Here is a 17,053-nt window from a genome sequence, read left to right as displayed (position 1 = left end):
ACGTGTCTAAGCGTCGTGTAGTTGTGACCGGTCTTGGCATGTTGTCTCCTGTCGGCAATACCGTAGAGTCTACCTGGAGTGCTCTCCTTGCCGGTCAGAGCGGCATTAACCTGATCGACCATTTTGATACCAGTGCCTATGCAACCCGTTTTGCAGGTCTGGTAAGAGGTTTTAATTGTGATGACTACATCTCGCGCAAAGATCAGCGCAAGATGGATGACTTCATCCAATACGGCATTGTTGCCGGCATGCAGGCTATGCAGGATAGCGGTCTGGTTGTGACCGAAGAAAATGCAGGTCGTATGGGCGCAGCGATTGGTTCCGGCATCGGTGGTTTAGGTCTGATTGAAGACAATCATACTTCACTGGTAAACGGTGGCCCGCGTAAAATCAGCCCGTTCTTTGTGCCTTCGACTATCGTAAACATGGTAGCGGGTCATCTCACTATCATGTACGGCCTGAAAGGTCCGAGCATCTCTATTGCGACTGCCTGTACCTCTGGCGTGCACAATATCGGCCACGCCGCACGTATCATCGCCTATAACGATGCTGACGTGATGCTGGCAGGCGGTGCTGAAAAAGCCAGTACGCCATTAGGCGTTGGCGGATTTGGCGCAGCACGTGCACTCTCCACCCGTAACGACAACCCACAGGCAGCAAGCCGCCCATGGGATAAAGATCGTGACGGTTTTGTGCTGGGTGACGGTGCCGGTATTGTAGTACTCGAAGAGTACGAACATGCTAAGCAGCGCGGCGCGAAAATCTATGCGGAAATTGTCGGCTTTGGTATGAGCAGCGATGCTTACCACATGACCTCTCCGCCGGAAGATGGCTCGGGCGCAGCAGCAGCGATGATCAATGCGCTGCGTGATGCTCAGCTTACGCCAGAGCAAATCGGCTATGTCAACGCGCACGGCACCTCGACGCCAGCCGGTGACAAAGCGGAAACACGTGCAGTGAAATCGGTATTCGGGGCAGCAGCCAGTACGGTAATGGTGAGCTCAACCAAATCGATGACCGGGCATTTGCTGGGTGCTGCGGGTGCCGTTGAATCGATCTACTCGATTCTGGCTCTGCGTGACCAGGCGGTACCGCCGACCATTAACCTCGACAACCCGGATGAAGGCTGCGATCTCGATTTCGTACCGCATACCGCGCGTCAGGTTTCCGGACTGGAGTACACCTTGTGTAACTCCTTCGGCTTCGGTGGCACCAACGGATCATTGATTTTCCGTAAAGTGTAATCGCAGTTGATTGCTAAAAAGGCCCGCGATGCGGGCCTTTTTTTATCCTGATAATTCAAAACAGTCAGCATCGGCGCAGCCGATCGCTGCCCAACCGGAGATAACCATGTGGATTAACGGCATCGAACAATCAACTCTGGCGGCCAGCGATCGCGGACTGCAGTTCGGGGATGGCTGCTTTACCACCGCGGCGGTGCAGCAGGGCAAGATCCTGTTACTGGAACGCCACATTCAGCGTCTCAGAGAGGGCTGTGAGCGGCTGTTAATCAACGGCATCGACTGGCTGCAGCTGGAAAATGAAATGCGTCAGGCAGCCCGGGATCAGAGGCAGGCTGTGCTGAAAGTAATACTCAGCGCCGGCAGCGGCGGACGCGGTTACAGCCGGAAAGGGGGAGGTGAGCCGACGCGTATCGTCTCGCTGGCAGCGTGGCCGCAACATTATGCTGACTTACAGCAGCGCGGCGCGTCGCTGGCTCTCAGCCCGATTCGGCTGGCGCGCAATCCGCAGTTTGCCGGTCTGAAGCATCTCAACCGGCTGGAACAGGTGATGATCCGGGCTCATCTTGACCAGACAGACGCCGACGAAGCGCTGGTGCTTGACACTGAAGGTTGGGTGGTGGAATGCTGTGCGGCCAATTTATTCTGGCGCCAGGGCCCGGAGATTTTTACCCCTGACCTGCGCTGGGCGGGCGTCGATGGCATTATGCGACGCAGTCTCATGGCACAGCTCGCCGCTGCAGGGCAGGCTTGCCGGGTTGTTCAGTGTGAACCTGACGCGTTGCTGGCTGCCGATGAAATCGTGATATGTAACGCCCTGATGCCGGTTTTACCGGTACGACAGCTGGAGGCGGTGAACTTTACTCAACGCACGCTGTTTAATCAGTTGCACGCAAGCTGTAAAAAGATAATGGATGCATCATGAGCCGAAGTAAAAAAATTCTCGCCAGCATTGTGGCGATAGTGGGTGTCGCGGCTGCCTTAAGTTACTGGCAGATAAAACAGTTCGCGTCCACCCCGTTAACCCTGCACCAGGAAACGATCTACACGCTGCCCGCCGGTACTGGCCGGGTGGCGCTTGAAGCGCAGTTAGAAAGTCAGAACATCATTCCGCACAGCATCTGGTTTGGCGCGTTACTGAAGGTAGAACCCGAACTGGCGACTTTCAAAGCCGGGACCTACCGCCTCGAACCGACCATGACGGTGCGTTCGCTGCTGCAGCTGCTGGCCAGCGGCAAAGAGGCACAGTTTCCGTTGCGCCTGGTCGAAGGTCAGCGCCTGACGGAGTGGCTGAGCGAGCTGCGCAAAGCGCCCTATATCCGGCATACGCTGAAAGATGACCAGTTTGCGACGCTGGCCAGCGAGCTGAAGGTTGATCCGCAGCAGCTGGAAGGCAACTTCTTCCCGGATACCTATCTCTATACCGCTAATACCAGCGATCTGGCGATCCTGCAGCGCGCCCATGAGCGGATGAAGAAAACCATCGATCAGGTCTGGCAGGAAAGGGCGGATAATCTGCCGTATAAAACGCCGCAGGATCTGGTGACCATGGCCTCGATCATTGAAAAAGAGACTGCCGTCAGTGAAGAGCGCGCCCGTGTCGCCTCGGTGTTTATTAATCGACTGCGAACCGGCATGCGACTGCAAACCGACCCGACGGTGATTTACGGCATGGGCCCGGCTTATAACGGTACCCTGACGCGTAAAGATCTGGAGACGGCAACCGATTACAATACCTATATCATTAATGGTCTGCCGCCAGGCCCGATTGCCATGCCGGGCAAAGCGTCGCTGCAGGCGGCGGCTCATCCGGAAAAGAGCAACTATCTCTATTTTGTGGCGGATGGAAAGGGCGGACACACCTTTACCACCAATCTTGCCAGCCATAACCGGGCGGTGCAGGTTTACCGGCAAACGCTGAAGGAAAAAAATGAACAGTAAGTTTATCGTCATTGAGGGCCTGGAAGGCGCCGGTAAAACCACGGCGCGCGATGCGATTGTCGCCACGCTGCGCGAACGCGGGATTGAAGATATCGTCTTCACCCGCGAGCCTGGTGGAACGCCGCTGGCGGAGCAGTTGCGGCTGCTGGTCAAGCAGGGCATTGAAGGTGAACAGGTGACCGATAAAGCGGAACTGCTGATGCTCTACGCGGCGCGCGTGCAGCTGGTCGAAACGGTGATCAAACCGGCGCTGGCTCGCGGGGCCTGGGTGATTGGCGATCGGCACGATCTCTCTTCACAGGCTTATCAGGGCGGCGGACGCGGACTCGACAGTGAACTGATGCGTACCCTGCGCGATGCAGTACTGGGCGATTTTCGCCCCGATTTGACGCTCTATCTCGACGTAACGCCAGACATCGGCCTGCAACGCGCCCGTGCCCGTGGCGCGCTGGATCGCATTGAGCTGGAGTCGCTGCGCTTTTTTGAGCGCACCCGCGACCGTTATCTGGCGCTGGCGGCAGACGATCCCACTATTCTGACAATTGATGCCACCCAGTCGCTGCAACAAGTGACGGCGTCACTTCAGTCCACCCTGAAGGGCTGGCTGGCGGAGCAGGCGTGATGAACTGGTTCCCGTGGCTCAACCAGCCCTATCGCCAGCTGATCACGCAGCATCAGCAGGGCCGGAGTCATCACGCGCTGCTGATTCAGGCGATGGCCGGAATGGGCGATGATGCGCTGGTGTGGGGAATCAGCCGCTGGCTGATGTGCCAGCAGCCCGATGGCCTGAAAAGCTGCGGGCAATGCCACGGTTGCCAGCTGATGCAGGCCAATACCCATCCGGACTGGTACCGGCTGGAAGCAGAGAAAGGTAAAAATACCCTCGGCATTGATGCGGTTCGTCAGGTGACCGAGAAAATGTATCATTTCGGTCAGCAGGGCGGTGCCAAAATTGTCTGGCTGCCTGATGCGGCTCAGCTCTCTGAAGCTGCGGCCAACGCCCTGCTGAAAACGCTGGAAGAACCGCCGGCCAATAGCTGGTTTTTCCTCAGTAGCCGTGACCCGTCGCGCCTGCTGGCGACCTTGCGCAGCCGATGCATGACGCTGCATCTTTCACCGCCGGAGGAAGGACTCAGCCTGAACTGGCTGAAGAAACAGACGTCGCAGGATGAAGCGATGCTGGTCGCCGCGTTGCGACTCAGCGCTGGCGCGCCGGAAGCGGCGCTCAATCTGCTGGCGGCAGGCCCGTGGCAGGCGCGACAGAAATTGTGCGATGCGCTGCCCGCGGCACTGCAGCAGGACATTCTGCAACTGCTGCCGGTGCTCAATGGCGACGACGCGGCGGTGCGCATTGGCTGGCTGCTCTCGCTGCTGCTGGATGCGATGAAATGGCAGCAGAATGCAGGACAGTGGTTGAGTAACGTCGATCGTCAGGACGTGGTGACGCTGCTGGCAGAACACTTTACCCCGACTGCGCTGAACAGCAGTGCGCAGGGCTGGATGCGCTGTCGCGAGCAGTTGCTGCACGTGGCGGCGGTTAACCGCGAATTATTGCTGACCGATCAGCTCCTGAGCTGGGCTGATAATATGAAGCCTGCGCTGATCGGCTAAACCTTCTGAGAGTAACTATGTTTATTGTTGATTCCCATTGCCACCTTGATGGCCTGGACTATGAGAAAAACCATCGCGACTTGGATGATGTGATCGCCAAAGCGGCTGCGCGTGATGTGAAATTTATGCTGGCCATTGCCACCACGCTGCCCGGTTTTCATACCCTGAAAGCGCTGGTTGGTAACCGCCCCGAAATCGCGCTCTCCTGCGGTGTTCATCCGCTGAATCAGGAGGAGGCGTATGACGTAGAGGAGTTTCGCCGTCTGGCTGCCGATTCACAGGTGGTGGCGCTGGGGGAAACCGGGCTCGATTATTACTATCAGCAGGAGACCAAAGCGCAGCAGCAGGCTTCCTTCCGTGAGCACATCCGTACCGGCATCGCCCTGAACAAACCGATCATTGTGCATACCCGTGATGCGCGGGAAGACACGCTGGCAATTTTACGTGAGGAACAGGTTGAGCGCTGCGGCGGCGTGCTGCACTGCTTCACCGAGGATCAGCCTACCGCGGCTAAACTGCTGGATATGGGATTCTATATTTCGTTCTCCGGCATCGTCACCTTCCGTAATGCGGAGCAGCTGCGTGAAGCGGCGCGTTACGTTCCGCTGGATCGGATGCTGGTTGAAACCGATTCACCTTATCTGGCCCCGGTTCCTTATCGCGGCAAAGAGAATCAGCCCGCCTACACCCGCGATGTCGCCGATTATCTGGCGGTGCTGAAAGGCGTGGATATTGACACGCTAGCCGCCACCACGACCCGCAATTTCTCGGCGCTGTTCCACATCCCAATGAGCCGGCTGGGTGCCTGAGTCGCTCGTTTATTTCATACTCTGTAATTAATCTGTAATCTGCACATATGGCCTTGTTTTTCCAACAAGGCCAGCTTTTTATTGCTGATTATTCGTGCGGGTCAGTAAGAAATTTCGTAAAGTGCACGCTTGCGATTGTCGAAACGTGATAACCGTCAAAGTAACAAATAACGATTTATTTTACCCTTCGTAATAAATCAAAAGGCGGTCACCGCCAACCCGGTAAAGAATCCTCCCTCTTTGCCACGCGCAATGCGCGAAAAAATGCACTCATACTCAGGAGCTTCACGCTATGTTCAAAAATGCTTTTGCCAACCTGCAAAAGGTCGGTAAATCGCTCATGCTACCGGTATCGGTTCTGCCGATTGCCGGGATTTTGTTAGGTGTCGGTTCGGCCAATTTCAGCTGGTTGCCTGCAGTGGTTTCGCATGTGATGGCAGAAGCGGGCGGATCGGTGTTCGCCAATATGCCGCTGATTTTTGCCATCGGTGTGGCGTTGGGCTTTACCAATAACGACGGTGTATCAGCACTGGCCGCGGTAGTCGCTTACGGCATCATGGTGAAAACCATGGCGGTGGTGGCTCCGCTGGTGCTGCATCTGCCAGCGGCAGAAATTGAGGCGAAACACCTGGCGGATACCGGGGTACTGGGCGGTATTATCGCCGGCTCGATTGCCGCGTATATGTTCAATCGCTTTTACCGCATCAAGCTGCCGGAATATCTCGGCTTCTTTGCCGGTAAGCGTTTCGTACCGATTATCTCCGGTCTGGCAGCCATCATTCTCGGCGTACTGCTCTCCTTTATCTGGCCACCGATAGGTTCCGCGATTCAGGAGTTCTCACAGTGGGCCGCCTATCAGAACCCGGTTGTCGCCTTTGGTATCTACGGTGTGGTAGAACGTTCGCTGGTGCCGTTTGGCCTGCATCACATCTGGAACGTTCCTTTCCAGATGCAGATCGGTGAATACACCAATGCGGCAGGTCAGGTGTTCCATGGTGATATCCCGCGTTATATGGCGGGTGACCCGACCGCGGGCAAACTCTCCGGTGGCTTCCTGTTCAAAATGTACGGTCTGCCAGCGGCAGCGATTGCTATCTGGCATTCAGCGAAGCCTGAAAATCGCGCCAAAGTGGGCGGTATCATGATCTCCGCTGCGCTGACTGCGTTCCTGACCGGTATCACCGAACCGATTGAATTCTCATTCATGTTCGTTGCGCCGATCCTGTACGTAATCCATGCGCTGCTGGCCGGTCTGGCTTTCCCAATCTGTATTCTGCTCGGAATGCGTGACGGTACCAGCTTCTCGCACGGTCTGATCGACTTTATCGTGCTGAGCGGTAACAGCAGTAAAATCTGGCTGTTCCCGATTATCGGTATCATCTACGGTCTGGTTTACTACACCATCTTCCGCGTGCTGATCGCTAAACTGGACCTGAAAACACCAGGCCGTGAAGAGACCAGCAGCGAGCAGTCCACTGCGACCGGCACTGAAATGGCGGGCAAACTGGTGGCGGCGTTTGGTGGTAAAGAGAACATCACCAACCTTGATGCCTGTATCACCCGTTTACGTGTCAGCGTGGCTGACGTCGCGAAGGTGGATCAGACTGAACTGAAAAACCTCGGCGCACGTGGCGTGGTAGTGGCAGGTTCAGGTGTTCAGGCGATTTTCGGTACCAAATCCGATAACCTGAAAACCGATATGGATGATTATATCCGCAGCATGTAATGCCAGCGGAATGATAAAAAGCCCCGCCCAGCGGGGCTTTTTTTATGCGCGTGATTTACAGATAGACGCGCAGATACTCGGTCAGGCACAGCAGCGCCATCGCCTGGCCGTACGGCATTGAGGTCAGTGGAATGGTGCGGTAATAGTCCAGATCGCTGCCCATCGCCGTGCCAAACGACACCTGCTTCAGCTCACCGTCGGCATCGATGTTGGCAATCACGCCGCGCAGCGCCTTTTCCGCCATCTCACGATATTCCGCCGGCAGGTAACGCTTGCGCACCGCTTTCAGAATGCCATAGGCGAATCCTGCGGTAGCCGAGGCTTCCGGATAGCTCTGCGGGTCATCGAGCAGGGTATGCCACAGTCCGCTGCTGTGCTGGCACGCCTGCAACGCCTTCACCTGCGACGCCAGCACCTGCTGCAGAAAGCGGCGGGTAGCATGATGCTCAGGCCAGTTCATCATCTCCAGAAAATCGGGAATAACGATGGTCAGCCAGCTGTTGCCGCGTGCCCAGCGAGCATTGGCGAAATTATGCCGACCGTCAAAGTTCCAGCCGTGGAACCACAGCCCGGTTTCACGATCCATCAGATACTGGGTATGCAGCAGGAACTGGTAGCTCGCTTCCTCAACCCACTCGTCACGCTTCAGTAACTGACCAATTTTCGCCAGCGCCATCACGCTCATCATCAGGGTGTCGTCCCAAAGCTGCTGGGTGTTTTCATTGTTATAGACAATGTGTTGCAGCCCGCCCTGTTCCGTGCGCGGCATTTCATACATCACCCATTCTGCCCAGCGCTCCAGCACCGGCAGCCATGCGGCATTGCCGGTCTCCTCATAGCGGTAAGCCAGCGTCAGAAAAGGGCAAACGGTATTCACGTTTTTGGTGGGCGTTCCCTCCGCCAGACGCTGGGCGAACCAGTCATCAATGATCGCCAGCGTCTGCCGATCACCGGTCTGCTGATAGTAGTGCAGCATGCCATACAGGCCGATGCCGTGTGTCCATTCCCAACCCGCCCAGCCTTTAGTATCGATCACCCGGCCATCGTCCAGCCGCAGCAAAAATTCGCCGGTTTCGTCGGTGATGTTGACCAGATTTTGTGTCAGCTTGTGGATCAGCTGGACCAGTTCGCTGCGTGGCAGCAGATGTTCAGGTTGGCACAATAGCGCGCTGTGTTTAACGGGAAATACAGTCATGGTTTATTCCTGTCATTTTAAGGTCGGGTTGATAGATGAGAGTAAAGGGCGATGCGTGGGTAACGGTGGCGCGGCGGGCTTCATGCGATTGAGGAAGCCAATGTTATTGTTGCCCCACAGGTTTTCATAGGGCATGCCGGCCAGCGTTTCGACGATCTGTCGCGCTTCAGGCGTGATTTTTTCCGGCACAATGCGTCCCGCTTCGCGCATCTTCAGGGTCTCTTCACGCAGCACGGTATGCGTCTGCAGATTCAGCTTGAAGCGCAGTGAAACCAGGAAACCGCAGGTGAGTACCGCCACGGTGCCAAGGCTGAGGATTGCCAGAATGGTATGACTGACGCCCGGTACCTGGGTCGCCTGACCCGAGACGAAACCAGAGAGCTGCAGCACAATACCTACCAGCATTACCGCTCCGGCCTGCGAAGCTTTGCGGGTTAAGGTCATGATGCCAGCAAAAATGCCTTCACGACGCTGACCGGTGATCACCTCATCGACATCGGCGATATAGGTATAGGTGTTCCAGGGGACGTAGTTGATGCCGCCACGGCCCAGACCCGCTACTGCGGAGATCAGTAACAGCAGCGCGAGGTTATCGTTCATCCCGGCATACCACAGCCCGGCATACGAGAGCGCCGCCAGCCCGAACAGCACCGCCACCAGGCGATAGGCGGGAGCCGGTCCCATGCGGATACAAAGCGGAATCATCCCCATCACCGCGATAAACTGTAGAACCGCCATGGTGCCCATCAGGTTTGAGGCAATCTGGGCGCTCTGCATCAGGACAAACACCACGTACCAGGTGAAGACCGCGTTAAACACGTCCTGAGCGATATAGCCGCCGAGATACATGCCCAGATGCTGACGGAAGATACGAACGCGTAAGGTCGAGGAGAGCTCAACATAGAGCCGTTTAAGATTTTGCAGCAGCGTCAGCTGCTGTTTTTCCTGTTCTGCCCGGCGTGACTCGGCGGAGAAATCATCCGGATGACGTTCCCAGGTAAAGAACCACACCAGCGTCAGCACCAGGGCGCAGATGATCGAGAACACCAGGCTGGCATAAAAGAAGGAGTGCGGGTTGTCTTTGCCAAGCGCCCCCAGCAGGATGCCGGGTAAAAAAGCCGCCAGGATCGCCGAAAGCTGAGCCAGGCCGATGCGTGCGCCAGAGAAGCGGGTTTTCTGCCGGAAATCGTCGGTCATCTCAGGGACCAGCGTTTCATAAGGCACCAGAATCATGGTGTAGATAATATCGAACAGCAGATAGGTGCAGAGATACCACCAGAAACTCATGTCGCTGATCCACATCAGGCTGTAACTAAAGACACAGGGTATGCCCAGCAGGATAAAAAAGCGGCGGCGGCCAAAGCGTTTGCCCAGCCAGGTCGAACCAAAGTTATCGGTCAGGAAGCCCATCAGCGGACTGACGACCGCATCTAGTACCCGGGCGGCAGCAAAAATCAGGGTCGCCTCAATCGGGGTCAACCCACAAAAAGTGGTATAGAAATAGAGCAGCCAGGCGGCAGTCAGCGCCGTGGTGCCTGCTCCAAGAAAATCCCCGGACCCGTAGGCCAGATAATGGCCAAGACCAATCTTACGTGAGCGCATGGTGCGTGCTCCTTGATGGTGAATGTCGGTAAATCCCTCATGACGACGCCGGGCATCTCAGCCGGACTGAATAGCAAAGTAGAACTGCGACGCCGGGTTAACCTTCGTAATCTGGCAAGGGTCCGGGATGATGTGGCAATGATACAAAGAAAAGGGCGGCTAAAATCTAATTTATAAAACGGCGTTTCATTTTTGTGCGGTGGCGCGCATCAATATCGACCTGTAAAGGTGAGCGGAAGCGCAGGCAGCAGAGGTTGCTGTAAAGAGAGACGAACAATGCAAGAAAAGTGGACCTGAGGTTGAAAGAAAACAAATTTCTCCCGCATACTGATTGATTACGACCCTGGCTAAAGGAATTGCACCATGGCTGAAGAAACCATTTTTAGTAAAATTATCCGTCGCGAAATCCCCGCTGATGTGGTTTATCAGGATGAACTGGTCACCGCCTTTCGCGATATCTCGCCGAAAGCGCCGACCCACATTTTGATCGTACCGAATGTGCTGATCCCGACGGTCAATGAGGTGGAGGCTGCACATGAACATGCGCTGGGCCGCATGTTTACCATCGCCGCCAAAATTGCCCGTCAGGAAGGCATCGATCAGGATGGCTACCGTTTGATTGTCAACTGCAACAAACACGGCGGTCAGGAGGTTTACCACATTCATATGCATCTGCTGGGCGGCGAACCGCTGGGCCCGATGCTGTCAAACTGAACCTCTAACGGAAACGTGCTATGCGATCCTGGCTGATTGGCCTGCCGTTCCTGCTCAGCCTGACCGGCTGCAGCAGCGATAAACCGATGATCAATACCTCGCAGTCACTGGTGATGGAGTCATCCGTCTTATCGGCGGGCATTATTACCGATGAACCGACGCTGGATGAGAAGGATGGCCAGATGCGTGCCGCCAGCGTGCTCTATAATCAGCGCGAAACGCCGGTGATTGTGCACTATCGTTACTACTGGTACGACGACAAAGGGCTGGAAATTACCCCGCAGGAACCGGCACAAACCGTCAGCGTTCCGGCGCAGGGCAGCATTGTCGTGATGTCGCAACTGGGTAACCTGACTGCCAGCAAGGTTCGCCTTTATCTCTATCTTTAAGGATTGTTTACGTGATACGCAGTGTTAATCGTACTGGAGCGCTACTGATGGCGCTCATTTTGAGCGGTTGTGTGGTGAAACAGCAGCAACCTGCGCCGGTCGAACCGACGCAGCCGACTGAGCCGCCGGTACAGCCGGTCCCGCAACCTGAACCGGTGCCGCAGCCGCAGCCTATCCCGCAGCCGCCGAAGCTGAAAACCATTAACTGGGATGCCAGCGTGCAGCCTTTAGTGGCGCAAATGCTGCGTGCCGCCAGCGCCGAGCCGGGCAGCGTACTGCTGGTGGATCGCATCAAAAACAGCACCAACGGCGCACTGCAAAGTGAGAAAGCCACGGATGCGATCCAGAATGCGCTCAACAACAACGGTAAGTTCACGCTGGTGTCGACTGATCAACTGAATCAGGCCAAGCAGACGCTGGGCTTATCGCCCGATGACAGTCTCAATTCGCGCAGTAAAGCGATCGGCCTGGCGCGCAACGTTAACGCGCAGTATGTGCTTTACAGCAATGCGCAGGGCGATGTGAAAACGCCAACGCTGCAGATGCAGCTGATGCTGGTACAGACTGGCGAGATCATCTGGTCCGGCAACGGCGTTGCACAGAATTAATCCGGCCTTCCAGCGGATTATTCAGCAGGTGATGGGTGAGACCGATTCTCTGTCGGTCACACCGCTGGCTGGCCTGACCGGTCAGAGCCAGAAAATTGTCACGCCGCGCGGCATCTTTATCGCGCGGCCTGCGCCACAGCCCGCCATTCCGTTTGTCGATCGGCAGCGTGAGTTTCGTCTGTTACGCAAACTGCAGCCGGCTGGTGGAGCGGTGCGACCGATCGCGGGCGATCGTCATGGCGTGCTGCTGGCGTGGTCGACTGGCGAGGCGCTGGATAGCGCGGCGTTCAGCCAGCAGCGTCCGGCAATTATCGCGCTGCTGCTGCAGTTACATCAGCAGCCGCTGACCGGTTATCGCCTGTTACTGCAACCGCTGTTGTGGCACTACTGGCAGCAGTGTCAGCAGCGCCATTCCCGCTGGCTGCGTGCGCTGCAGGCATTAACCCGCCACGGCGAACCCCAGCCGCTGAGGCTGGCACCGCTACATATGGATGTCCACGCTGGCAACCTGATTGATGGTGAGCAGGGGCTGCGTTTAATCGACTGGGAGTATGCGGCAGATGGCGATGTGGCGCTGGAACTGGCGGCGGTGTGCGCGGCCGATCCGCATCATCAGGCTGACTGGCTGAGTGAGTATGCTGAGGCAGCACGGCTGCCGTTAAGCACGCTACAGCGGCAGGTGGCACGCTGGCAGCCATGGCTGCGGCTATTGATGGCCAGCTGGTATCAACTGCGCGCCGAGCAAAGTGGCGATGAAACTTTGCAACAGATGGCTCGACAGAGCTGGGAACAGATTTAATCGTTTTGCGCTGTGACGCAAAGCTACAGGATTGAGGTTATGACATCACATTTACCCGGCCCATTGATGCTCGACGTTGAAGGCTACGAGCTGGACGGCGAAGAACGCGAGATTTTGCAGCATCCGCTGGTGGGCGGATTAATCCTGTTTGCCCGTAATTATCACGATCCGGCGCAGCTGGCGGAGTTGGTGCGGCAAATCCGCGCGGCATCGCACACCCGGCTGGTGGTGGCGGTCGATCAGGAAGGCGGACGGGTACAGCGTTTCCGTGACGGCTTTACCCAGTTACCCGCGATGCAATCTTTTGCCGCGTTACACGATCTCACCAGCGCCGGGGAACTGGCACAGCAGGCGGGGTGGCAGATGGCGGCCGAGATGATCGCCATGGATATCGACATCAGCTTCGCGCCGGTACTCGACATTGGCCACATCAGCGCGGCGATCGGCGATCGGGCGTTTCATGCCGATCCGGCAATTGCGCTGGCGGTTGCCCGTCGCTTTATCGCCGGAATGCAGGAAGCCGGCATGAAAACCACCGGTAAACATTTTCCCGGTCACGGTGCAGTAAGTGCCGATTCGCATAAAGAGACGCCACGCGATCCGCGTGATGAAGCGACGCTGCGTGAGCATGACATGTCGATCTTCAGCACATTGATTAGTGAGCAGGTGCTGGATGCGATTATGCCGGCGCACGTGATCTACAGCGAGATCGACCCGTTGCCCGCCAGCGGGTCGCCTTACTGGCTCAAAACGGTGTTACGTCAGCAGCTGGGCTTTGATGGGGTGATCTTCTCCGACGATCTGTCAATGGAGGGCGCGGCGGTGATGGGAAGCTATCCGGAGCGGGCGCAGCAATCGCTTTCCGCCGGATGTGACATGATTCTGGTCTGCAATCATCGTCAGGGTGCGATCAGTGTGTTAGATAACCTGACCTTGATCGGGGCAGAGCGGGTGACACAGTTGTATCATCGGGGCACTTTTACCCGCGACAGCCTGCAGGCAAGCAGTCGCTGGAAAAGCAATGCACAGCAACTGAGTGCGCTTCAGGAACGCTGGCTGGCTTATAAAGCGTCGCGGTAAGCAGTGACTGCCCGGCGCCATCTTTACCTTGAGGATTATCATGATCATCTATCTGCACGGTTTTGATTCCACGAGTCCGGGCAATCACGAAAAGGTGCTGCAGCTGCAGTTCATCGATCCCGATGTCAGGTTAATCAGTTACAGCACCCGTCATCCTAAACATGACATGCAGTTTCTGCTGAAAGAGACCGATAAAATGCTGAGCCTGTGCGACGACGACCGGCCGCTGATTTGCGGTGTCGGTCTGGGTGGCTACTGGTCAGAGCGCATCGGTTTTCTGTGTGGTATCCGCCAGGCGATTTTTAATCCTAATCTCTATCCGTATGAAAATATGGAAGGGAAGATCGATCGTCCTGAGGAGTATCAGGATATCGCCACTAAGTGCGTCAGTGATTTTCGCGAACGTAACCGCGAGCGCTGCCTGACCTTTCTCTCCCGGCAGGATGAGGCGCTCGACAGTCAGCGTATCGCCGATCAACTGCGTCCCTACTATGAAATTGTCTGGGATGAGGACGAAGGGCATAAATTCAAAAATATATCCCCACATCTTCAGCGGATAAAAGCTTTTAAAACATTGAGTTAAGCGATAAGGCACCGCAAGGTGCCTGTTTTCACTGCGTAATTATCTGAGTTTCATCTGCCTGCTTTGATGTATATCAATTTTCTTATGTTCTCCTCTTCCCGTCATGTTATTCTGCCATCAGATTGCGATTTTAACTTCGCCAACCCTATGTTTATTAAGGTTTATTTTAACCATTGATTAACTTTTGGTTCACAATTTGAGGGGGTCTTTGTTGACTACATCTGTTAAGAAAATTGTTATCGTTGGAGGGGGCGCTGGCGGCCTGGAAATGGCGACGCAGCTGGGTCATAAACTCGGCCGTAAAAAGAAAGCCGAAATCATTCTGGTCGACCGTAACCACAGCCACCTGTGGAAACCGTTGCTGCATGAAGTGGCGACTGGCTCAATGGATGAAGGCATTGACGCGTTAAGCTACCTTGCGCATGCGCGTAATCACGGGTTTGAGTTTCAGCTGGGATCGCTGACCGATATTGACCGCACGCGCAAAGTGATCCAGCTGGCAGAAGTGCTGGATGCGAACGGTGACGTGCTGGTGCCACAACGTGAAGTGGCCTACGACCAGCTGGTGATGGCGCTGGGCAGTACCTCCAATGACTTCGGTACGCCGGGCGTCAAAGATCACTGTATTTTCCTCGACAACCCACATCAGGCCCGTCGTTTCCACAATGAGATGCTTAACCTGTTTCTGAAATTCTCGGCCAGCGAAGGCAAGGTCGAGAAGGTTAACATCGCGATTGTCGGCGGTGGCGCGACCGGCGTTGAGCTATCGGCGGAACTGCACAATGCGGTAAAACAGCTGCACAGCTATGGCTTCAAGGGCCTGGGCCGTGAAGCGCTGAACGTCACGCTGGTCGAGGCGGGTGAGCGCATTCTGCCTGCACTGCCGCCACGCATTTCGGCTGCCGCACATCAGGAACTGACCAAGCTGGGCGTGCGGGTGTTGACGCAGACCATGGTCACCAGCGCTGAACGTCACGGCCTGAATACCAAAAGCGGTGAGTTTATTGAGGCCGATTTAATGGTCTGGGCCGCCGGCATCAAGGCACCAGACTTCCTGAAGGAGATTGGCGGGCTGGAAACCAACCGCATCAATCAGCTGGTGGTCAATGAGACGCTGCAAACCACGCTGGATGATGACATCTATGCGATTGGTGACTGCGCCTCCTGCGCCTTGCCAGGCGGCGGGTTCGTGCCACCGCGAGCCCAGTCTGCGCACCAGATGGCGTCACGCGCCATGGAAAACATTCTGGCGCAACGTCAGGGCAAGCCGCTGAAAGCCTACGTCTATAAAGATCACGGATCGCTGGTCTCGCTGTCACGCTTCAGTACCGTAGGCAGCCTGATGGGGAACCTGATGCGCGGATCGATGATGGTCGAAGGACGTATTGCGCGTTTTGTTTACATCTCGCTGTATCGTATGCACCAGATAGCCCTGCACGGTTATTTTAAGACCGGCCTGATGATGCTGGTTGGCAGTATCAACCGGGTGATCCGCCCGCGGTTAAAACTGCACTGATCTCCGGACGCCGGTGATTCAAATCGCTGTCTGTTGCCTTCTATCAAGCCCCCACATCAGGGGCTTTTTTTTGCCGTGGGCTGACACTCATTCGGTACAGTGCCGGGCATTGTGATACGTAGCAGCAGGATAACTCAGCACTGGCGGACAGTTCGCGGTCAACACTCGCTAAGAGATCTTTTGAGGGGTTGGCTGTGAACGGCAACGCCTGAACGGTAAAAAAAACAAGATAGTCAACCGCGGTATGACACACCAGACGCAGGATGTGGTGCCACCTTTGTGGCACGGGGTCTCTGTATTCAGACGCTGAACGTCGTTGACACGATGAGGGAGCTGGTAATTCGGATAAACCGCGCGCTGTCAGACCCGCTGGAACAGCGCCAATCCTGCTGATCCTGCGCTTTCCATCCCGCCACATCGGGTAATTTCGTTGCTGCTTTTTCCGCCTCAGAACTCTCCTAAAAACTGGTCCTGTTGCGTAAGTGACCGTTTTCCTCCATTTATCTGATGTTGCAATTTCGGTCCATCTGTAAAACTTCATCCCAACAAACACGGCGAGTCGCGCACGCCGATCTGCCTCAGTTGAAGAGGATGCTTCAGCGGCAGGAATGCGCGGTAACACTTTTCAGGAGGAACTTCCTGTGAATAAATCAATGTTAGCGGGTATCGGTATTGGTGTGGCAGCTGCGTTAGGTGTTGCCGCCGTGGCAGGCATGAATGTGTTTGATCGCGGTCCACAATACGCTCAGGTGCTGGCTGCAACGCCGATTAAAGAGAGCATCAAACAGCCACGTCAGGAATGTCGTAATGTGACACTGACGCACCGTCGTGCGGTCCAGGATGAAAACCGTATTGCTGGCTCAGTATTAGGCGCAGTGGCGGGTGGAGTGTTAGGTCACCAGTTTGGTGGCGGTCGCGGTAAAGACGTGGCGACCGTGGCGGGCGTAGTAGCAGGCGGTTATGCCGGTAATCAGGTCCAGGCAGGCATGCAAAACCGTGATACCTACACCACGACTGAACAGCGCTGCAAAACGGTCTATGACAAACAAGAGAAAATGCTGGGATATGACGTGACCTATAAAATAGGCGACCAGCAGGGCAAAATCCGCATGGAAAGTGACCCTGGCACACGTATTCCACTGGATCGCAATGGTCAGCTGATTCTTAACAGCGACCAGGCGTAATTGGGCAAAGTCTTTTGCCGCGTAAGCGGCCACACAGCACCGACGTAAGAAAAAG

17 protein-coding genes are annotated in these 17,053 nt (G+C 55.9%); 15 read left to right on the top strand and 2 right to left on the bottom strand.

Annotated elements, in window-relative coordinates; all coding sequences use genetic code 11:
• Window positions 1-2: 2 nt before the first annotated feature.
• The 7 genes from fabF (at window position 3) to ptsG (ending at window position 7,328) form a co-directional block, all read left to right on the top strand.
• Window positions 3-1,244 (top strand): beta-ketoacyl-ACP synthase II, encoded by a 1,242-nt coding sequence (gene fabF, locus ABIB18_RS00765; RefSeq protein ID WP_031376572.1) that lies wholly within the window; start codon window positions 3-5, stop codon window positions 1,242-1,244.
• Between the two features lie 106 nt (window positions 1,245-1,350).
• The gene (gene pabC / locus ABIB18_RS00760; protein ID WP_354473486.1) at window positions 1,351-2,166 is read left to right on the top strand and encodes an aminodeoxychorismate lyase; all 816 of its coding nucleotides are present in this window, start codon (window positions 1,351-1,353) and stop codon (window positions 2,164-2,166) included.
• On the top strand, window positions 2,163-3,182 hold the full coding sequence (gene mltG / locus ABIB18_RS00755; RefSeq protein ID WP_031376573.1) for an endolytic transglycosylase MltG: 1,020 nt from the start codon (window positions 2,163-2,165) through the stop codon (window positions 3,180-3,182). The genes pabC and mltG overlap by 4 nt, the downstream gene beginning before the upstream one ends.
• Window positions 3,172-3,804, top strand: coding sequence for a dTMP kinase (gene tmk / locus ABIB18_RS00750; protein ID WP_031376574.1), 633 nt, complete (start codon window positions 3,172-3,174; stop codon window positions 3,802-3,804). The genes mltG and tmk overlap by 11 nt, the downstream gene beginning before the upstream one ends.
• A complete protein-coding gene (gene holB, locus ABIB18_RS00745; RefSeq protein WP_046288393.1) occupies window positions 3,804-4,793 on the top strand; it encodes a DNA polymerase III subunit delta' in 990 nt (329 codons plus the stop codon). Before tmk ends, holB begins: the two co-directional genes overlap by 1 nt.
• 17 nt (window positions 4,794-4,810) lie before the next feature.
• Window positions 4,811-5,602, top strand: a complete 792-nt coding sequence (locus ABIB18_RS00740) for a metal-dependent hydrolase (RefSeq protein ID WP_354473484.1) — start codon at window positions 4,811-4,813, stop codon at window positions 5,600-5,602.
• A 292-nt stretch (window positions 5,603-5,894) separates the two neighbouring features.
• Entirely contained in the window at window positions 5,895-7,328 is a 1,434-nt protein-coding gene (gene ptsG / locus ABIB18_RS00735; protein WP_031377250.1) for a PTS glucose transporter subunit IIBC, read from the top strand.
• 55 nt (window positions 7,329-7,383) lie between these two features.
• On the opposite strand, the gene bglB is transcribed toward ptsG, so the two are convergent.
• Window positions 7,384-8,523, bottom strand: coding sequence for a beta-galactosidase BglB (bglB, locus tag ABIB18_RS00730; protein WP_069728169.1), 1,140 nt, complete (start codon window positions 8,521-8,523; stop codon window positions 7,384-7,386).
• Window positions 8,524-8,535: 12 nt separating this feature from the next.
• Complete coding sequence (locus ABIB18_RS00725) at window positions 8,536-10,125, bottom strand: MFS transporter (RefSeq protein WP_031377252.1); 1,590 nt, start codon at window positions 10,123-10,125, stop codon at window positions 8,536-8,538.
• Window positions 10,126-10,488: 363 nt separating this feature from the next.
• Between ABIB18_RS00725 and hinT the strand changes: the two genes are divergently transcribed.
• From hinT to ABIB18_RS00685, 8 genes are all read left to right on the top strand, one after another.
• Window positions 10,489-10,839, top strand: coding sequence for a purine nucleoside phosphoramidase (gene hinT / locus ABIB18_RS00720; RefSeq protein WP_031377253.1), 351 nt, complete (start codon window positions 10,489-10,491; stop codon window positions 10,837-10,839).
• A 20-nt stretch (window positions 10,840-10,859) separates the two neighbouring features.
• Window positions 10,860-11,228, top strand: coding sequence for a YcfL family putative periplasmic lipoprotein (locus ABIB18_RS00715; RefSeq protein WP_031377254.1), 369 nt, complete (start codon window positions 10,860-10,862; stop codon window positions 11,226-11,228).
• Between the two features lie 11 nt (window positions 11,229-11,239).
• On the top strand, window positions 11,240-11,836 hold the full coding sequence (gene lpoB, locus ABIB18_RS00710) for a penicillin-binding protein activator LpoB (protein ID WP_046288392.1): 597 nt from the start codon (window positions 11,240-11,242) through the stop codon (window positions 11,834-11,836).
• Between the two features lie 16 nt (window positions 11,837-11,852).
• Complete coding sequence (gene thiK, locus ABIB18_RS00705; protein ID WP_502922706.1) at window positions 11,853-12,635, top strand: thiamine kinase; 783 nt, start codon at window positions 11,853-11,855, stop codon at window positions 12,633-12,635.
• A 39-nt stretch (window positions 12,636-12,674) separates the two neighbouring features.
• Entirely contained in the window at window positions 12,675-13,715 is a 1,041-nt protein-coding gene (gene nagZ / locus ABIB18_RS00700) for a beta-N-acetylhexosaminidase (protein ID WP_031377256.1), read from the top strand.
• A 40-nt stretch (window positions 13,716-13,755) separates the two neighbouring features.
• On the top strand, window positions 13,756-14,298 hold the full coding sequence (gene ycfP, locus ABIB18_RS00695) for an alpha/beta hydrolase YcfP (RefSeq protein ID WP_069728172.1): 543 nt from the start codon (window positions 13,756-13,758) through the stop codon (window positions 14,296-14,298).
• 211 nt (window positions 14,299-14,509) lie between these two features.
• Complete coding sequence (locus ABIB18_RS00690) at window positions 14,510-15,814, top strand: NAD(P)/FAD-dependent oxidoreductase (RefSeq protein WP_354473482.1); 1,305 nt, start codon at window positions 14,510-14,512, stop codon at window positions 15,812-15,814.
• Between the two features lie 641 nt (window positions 15,815-16,455).
• The gene (locus ABIB18_RS00685; protein WP_031374471.1) at window positions 16,456-16,998 is read left to right on the top strand and encodes a glycine zipper 2TM domain-containing protein; all 543 of its coding nucleotides are present in this window, start codon (window positions 16,456-16,458) and stop codon (window positions 16,996-16,998) included.
• The last annotated feature ends 55 nt before the right edge of the window (window positions 16,999-17,053 follow it).

The sequence above is a fragment of the Pantoea sp. UYEF8 genome, from assembly GCF_040546285.1.
In the GTDB taxonomy this organism is placed as follows: domain Bacteria; phylum Pseudomonadota; class Gammaproteobacteria; order Enterobacterales; family Enterobacteriaceae; genus Pantoea; species Pantoea brenneri.
The sequence above is the reverse complement of the archived record's forward strand: the minus strand, read 5'-3'. Positions and strand labels throughout refer to the sequence as shown.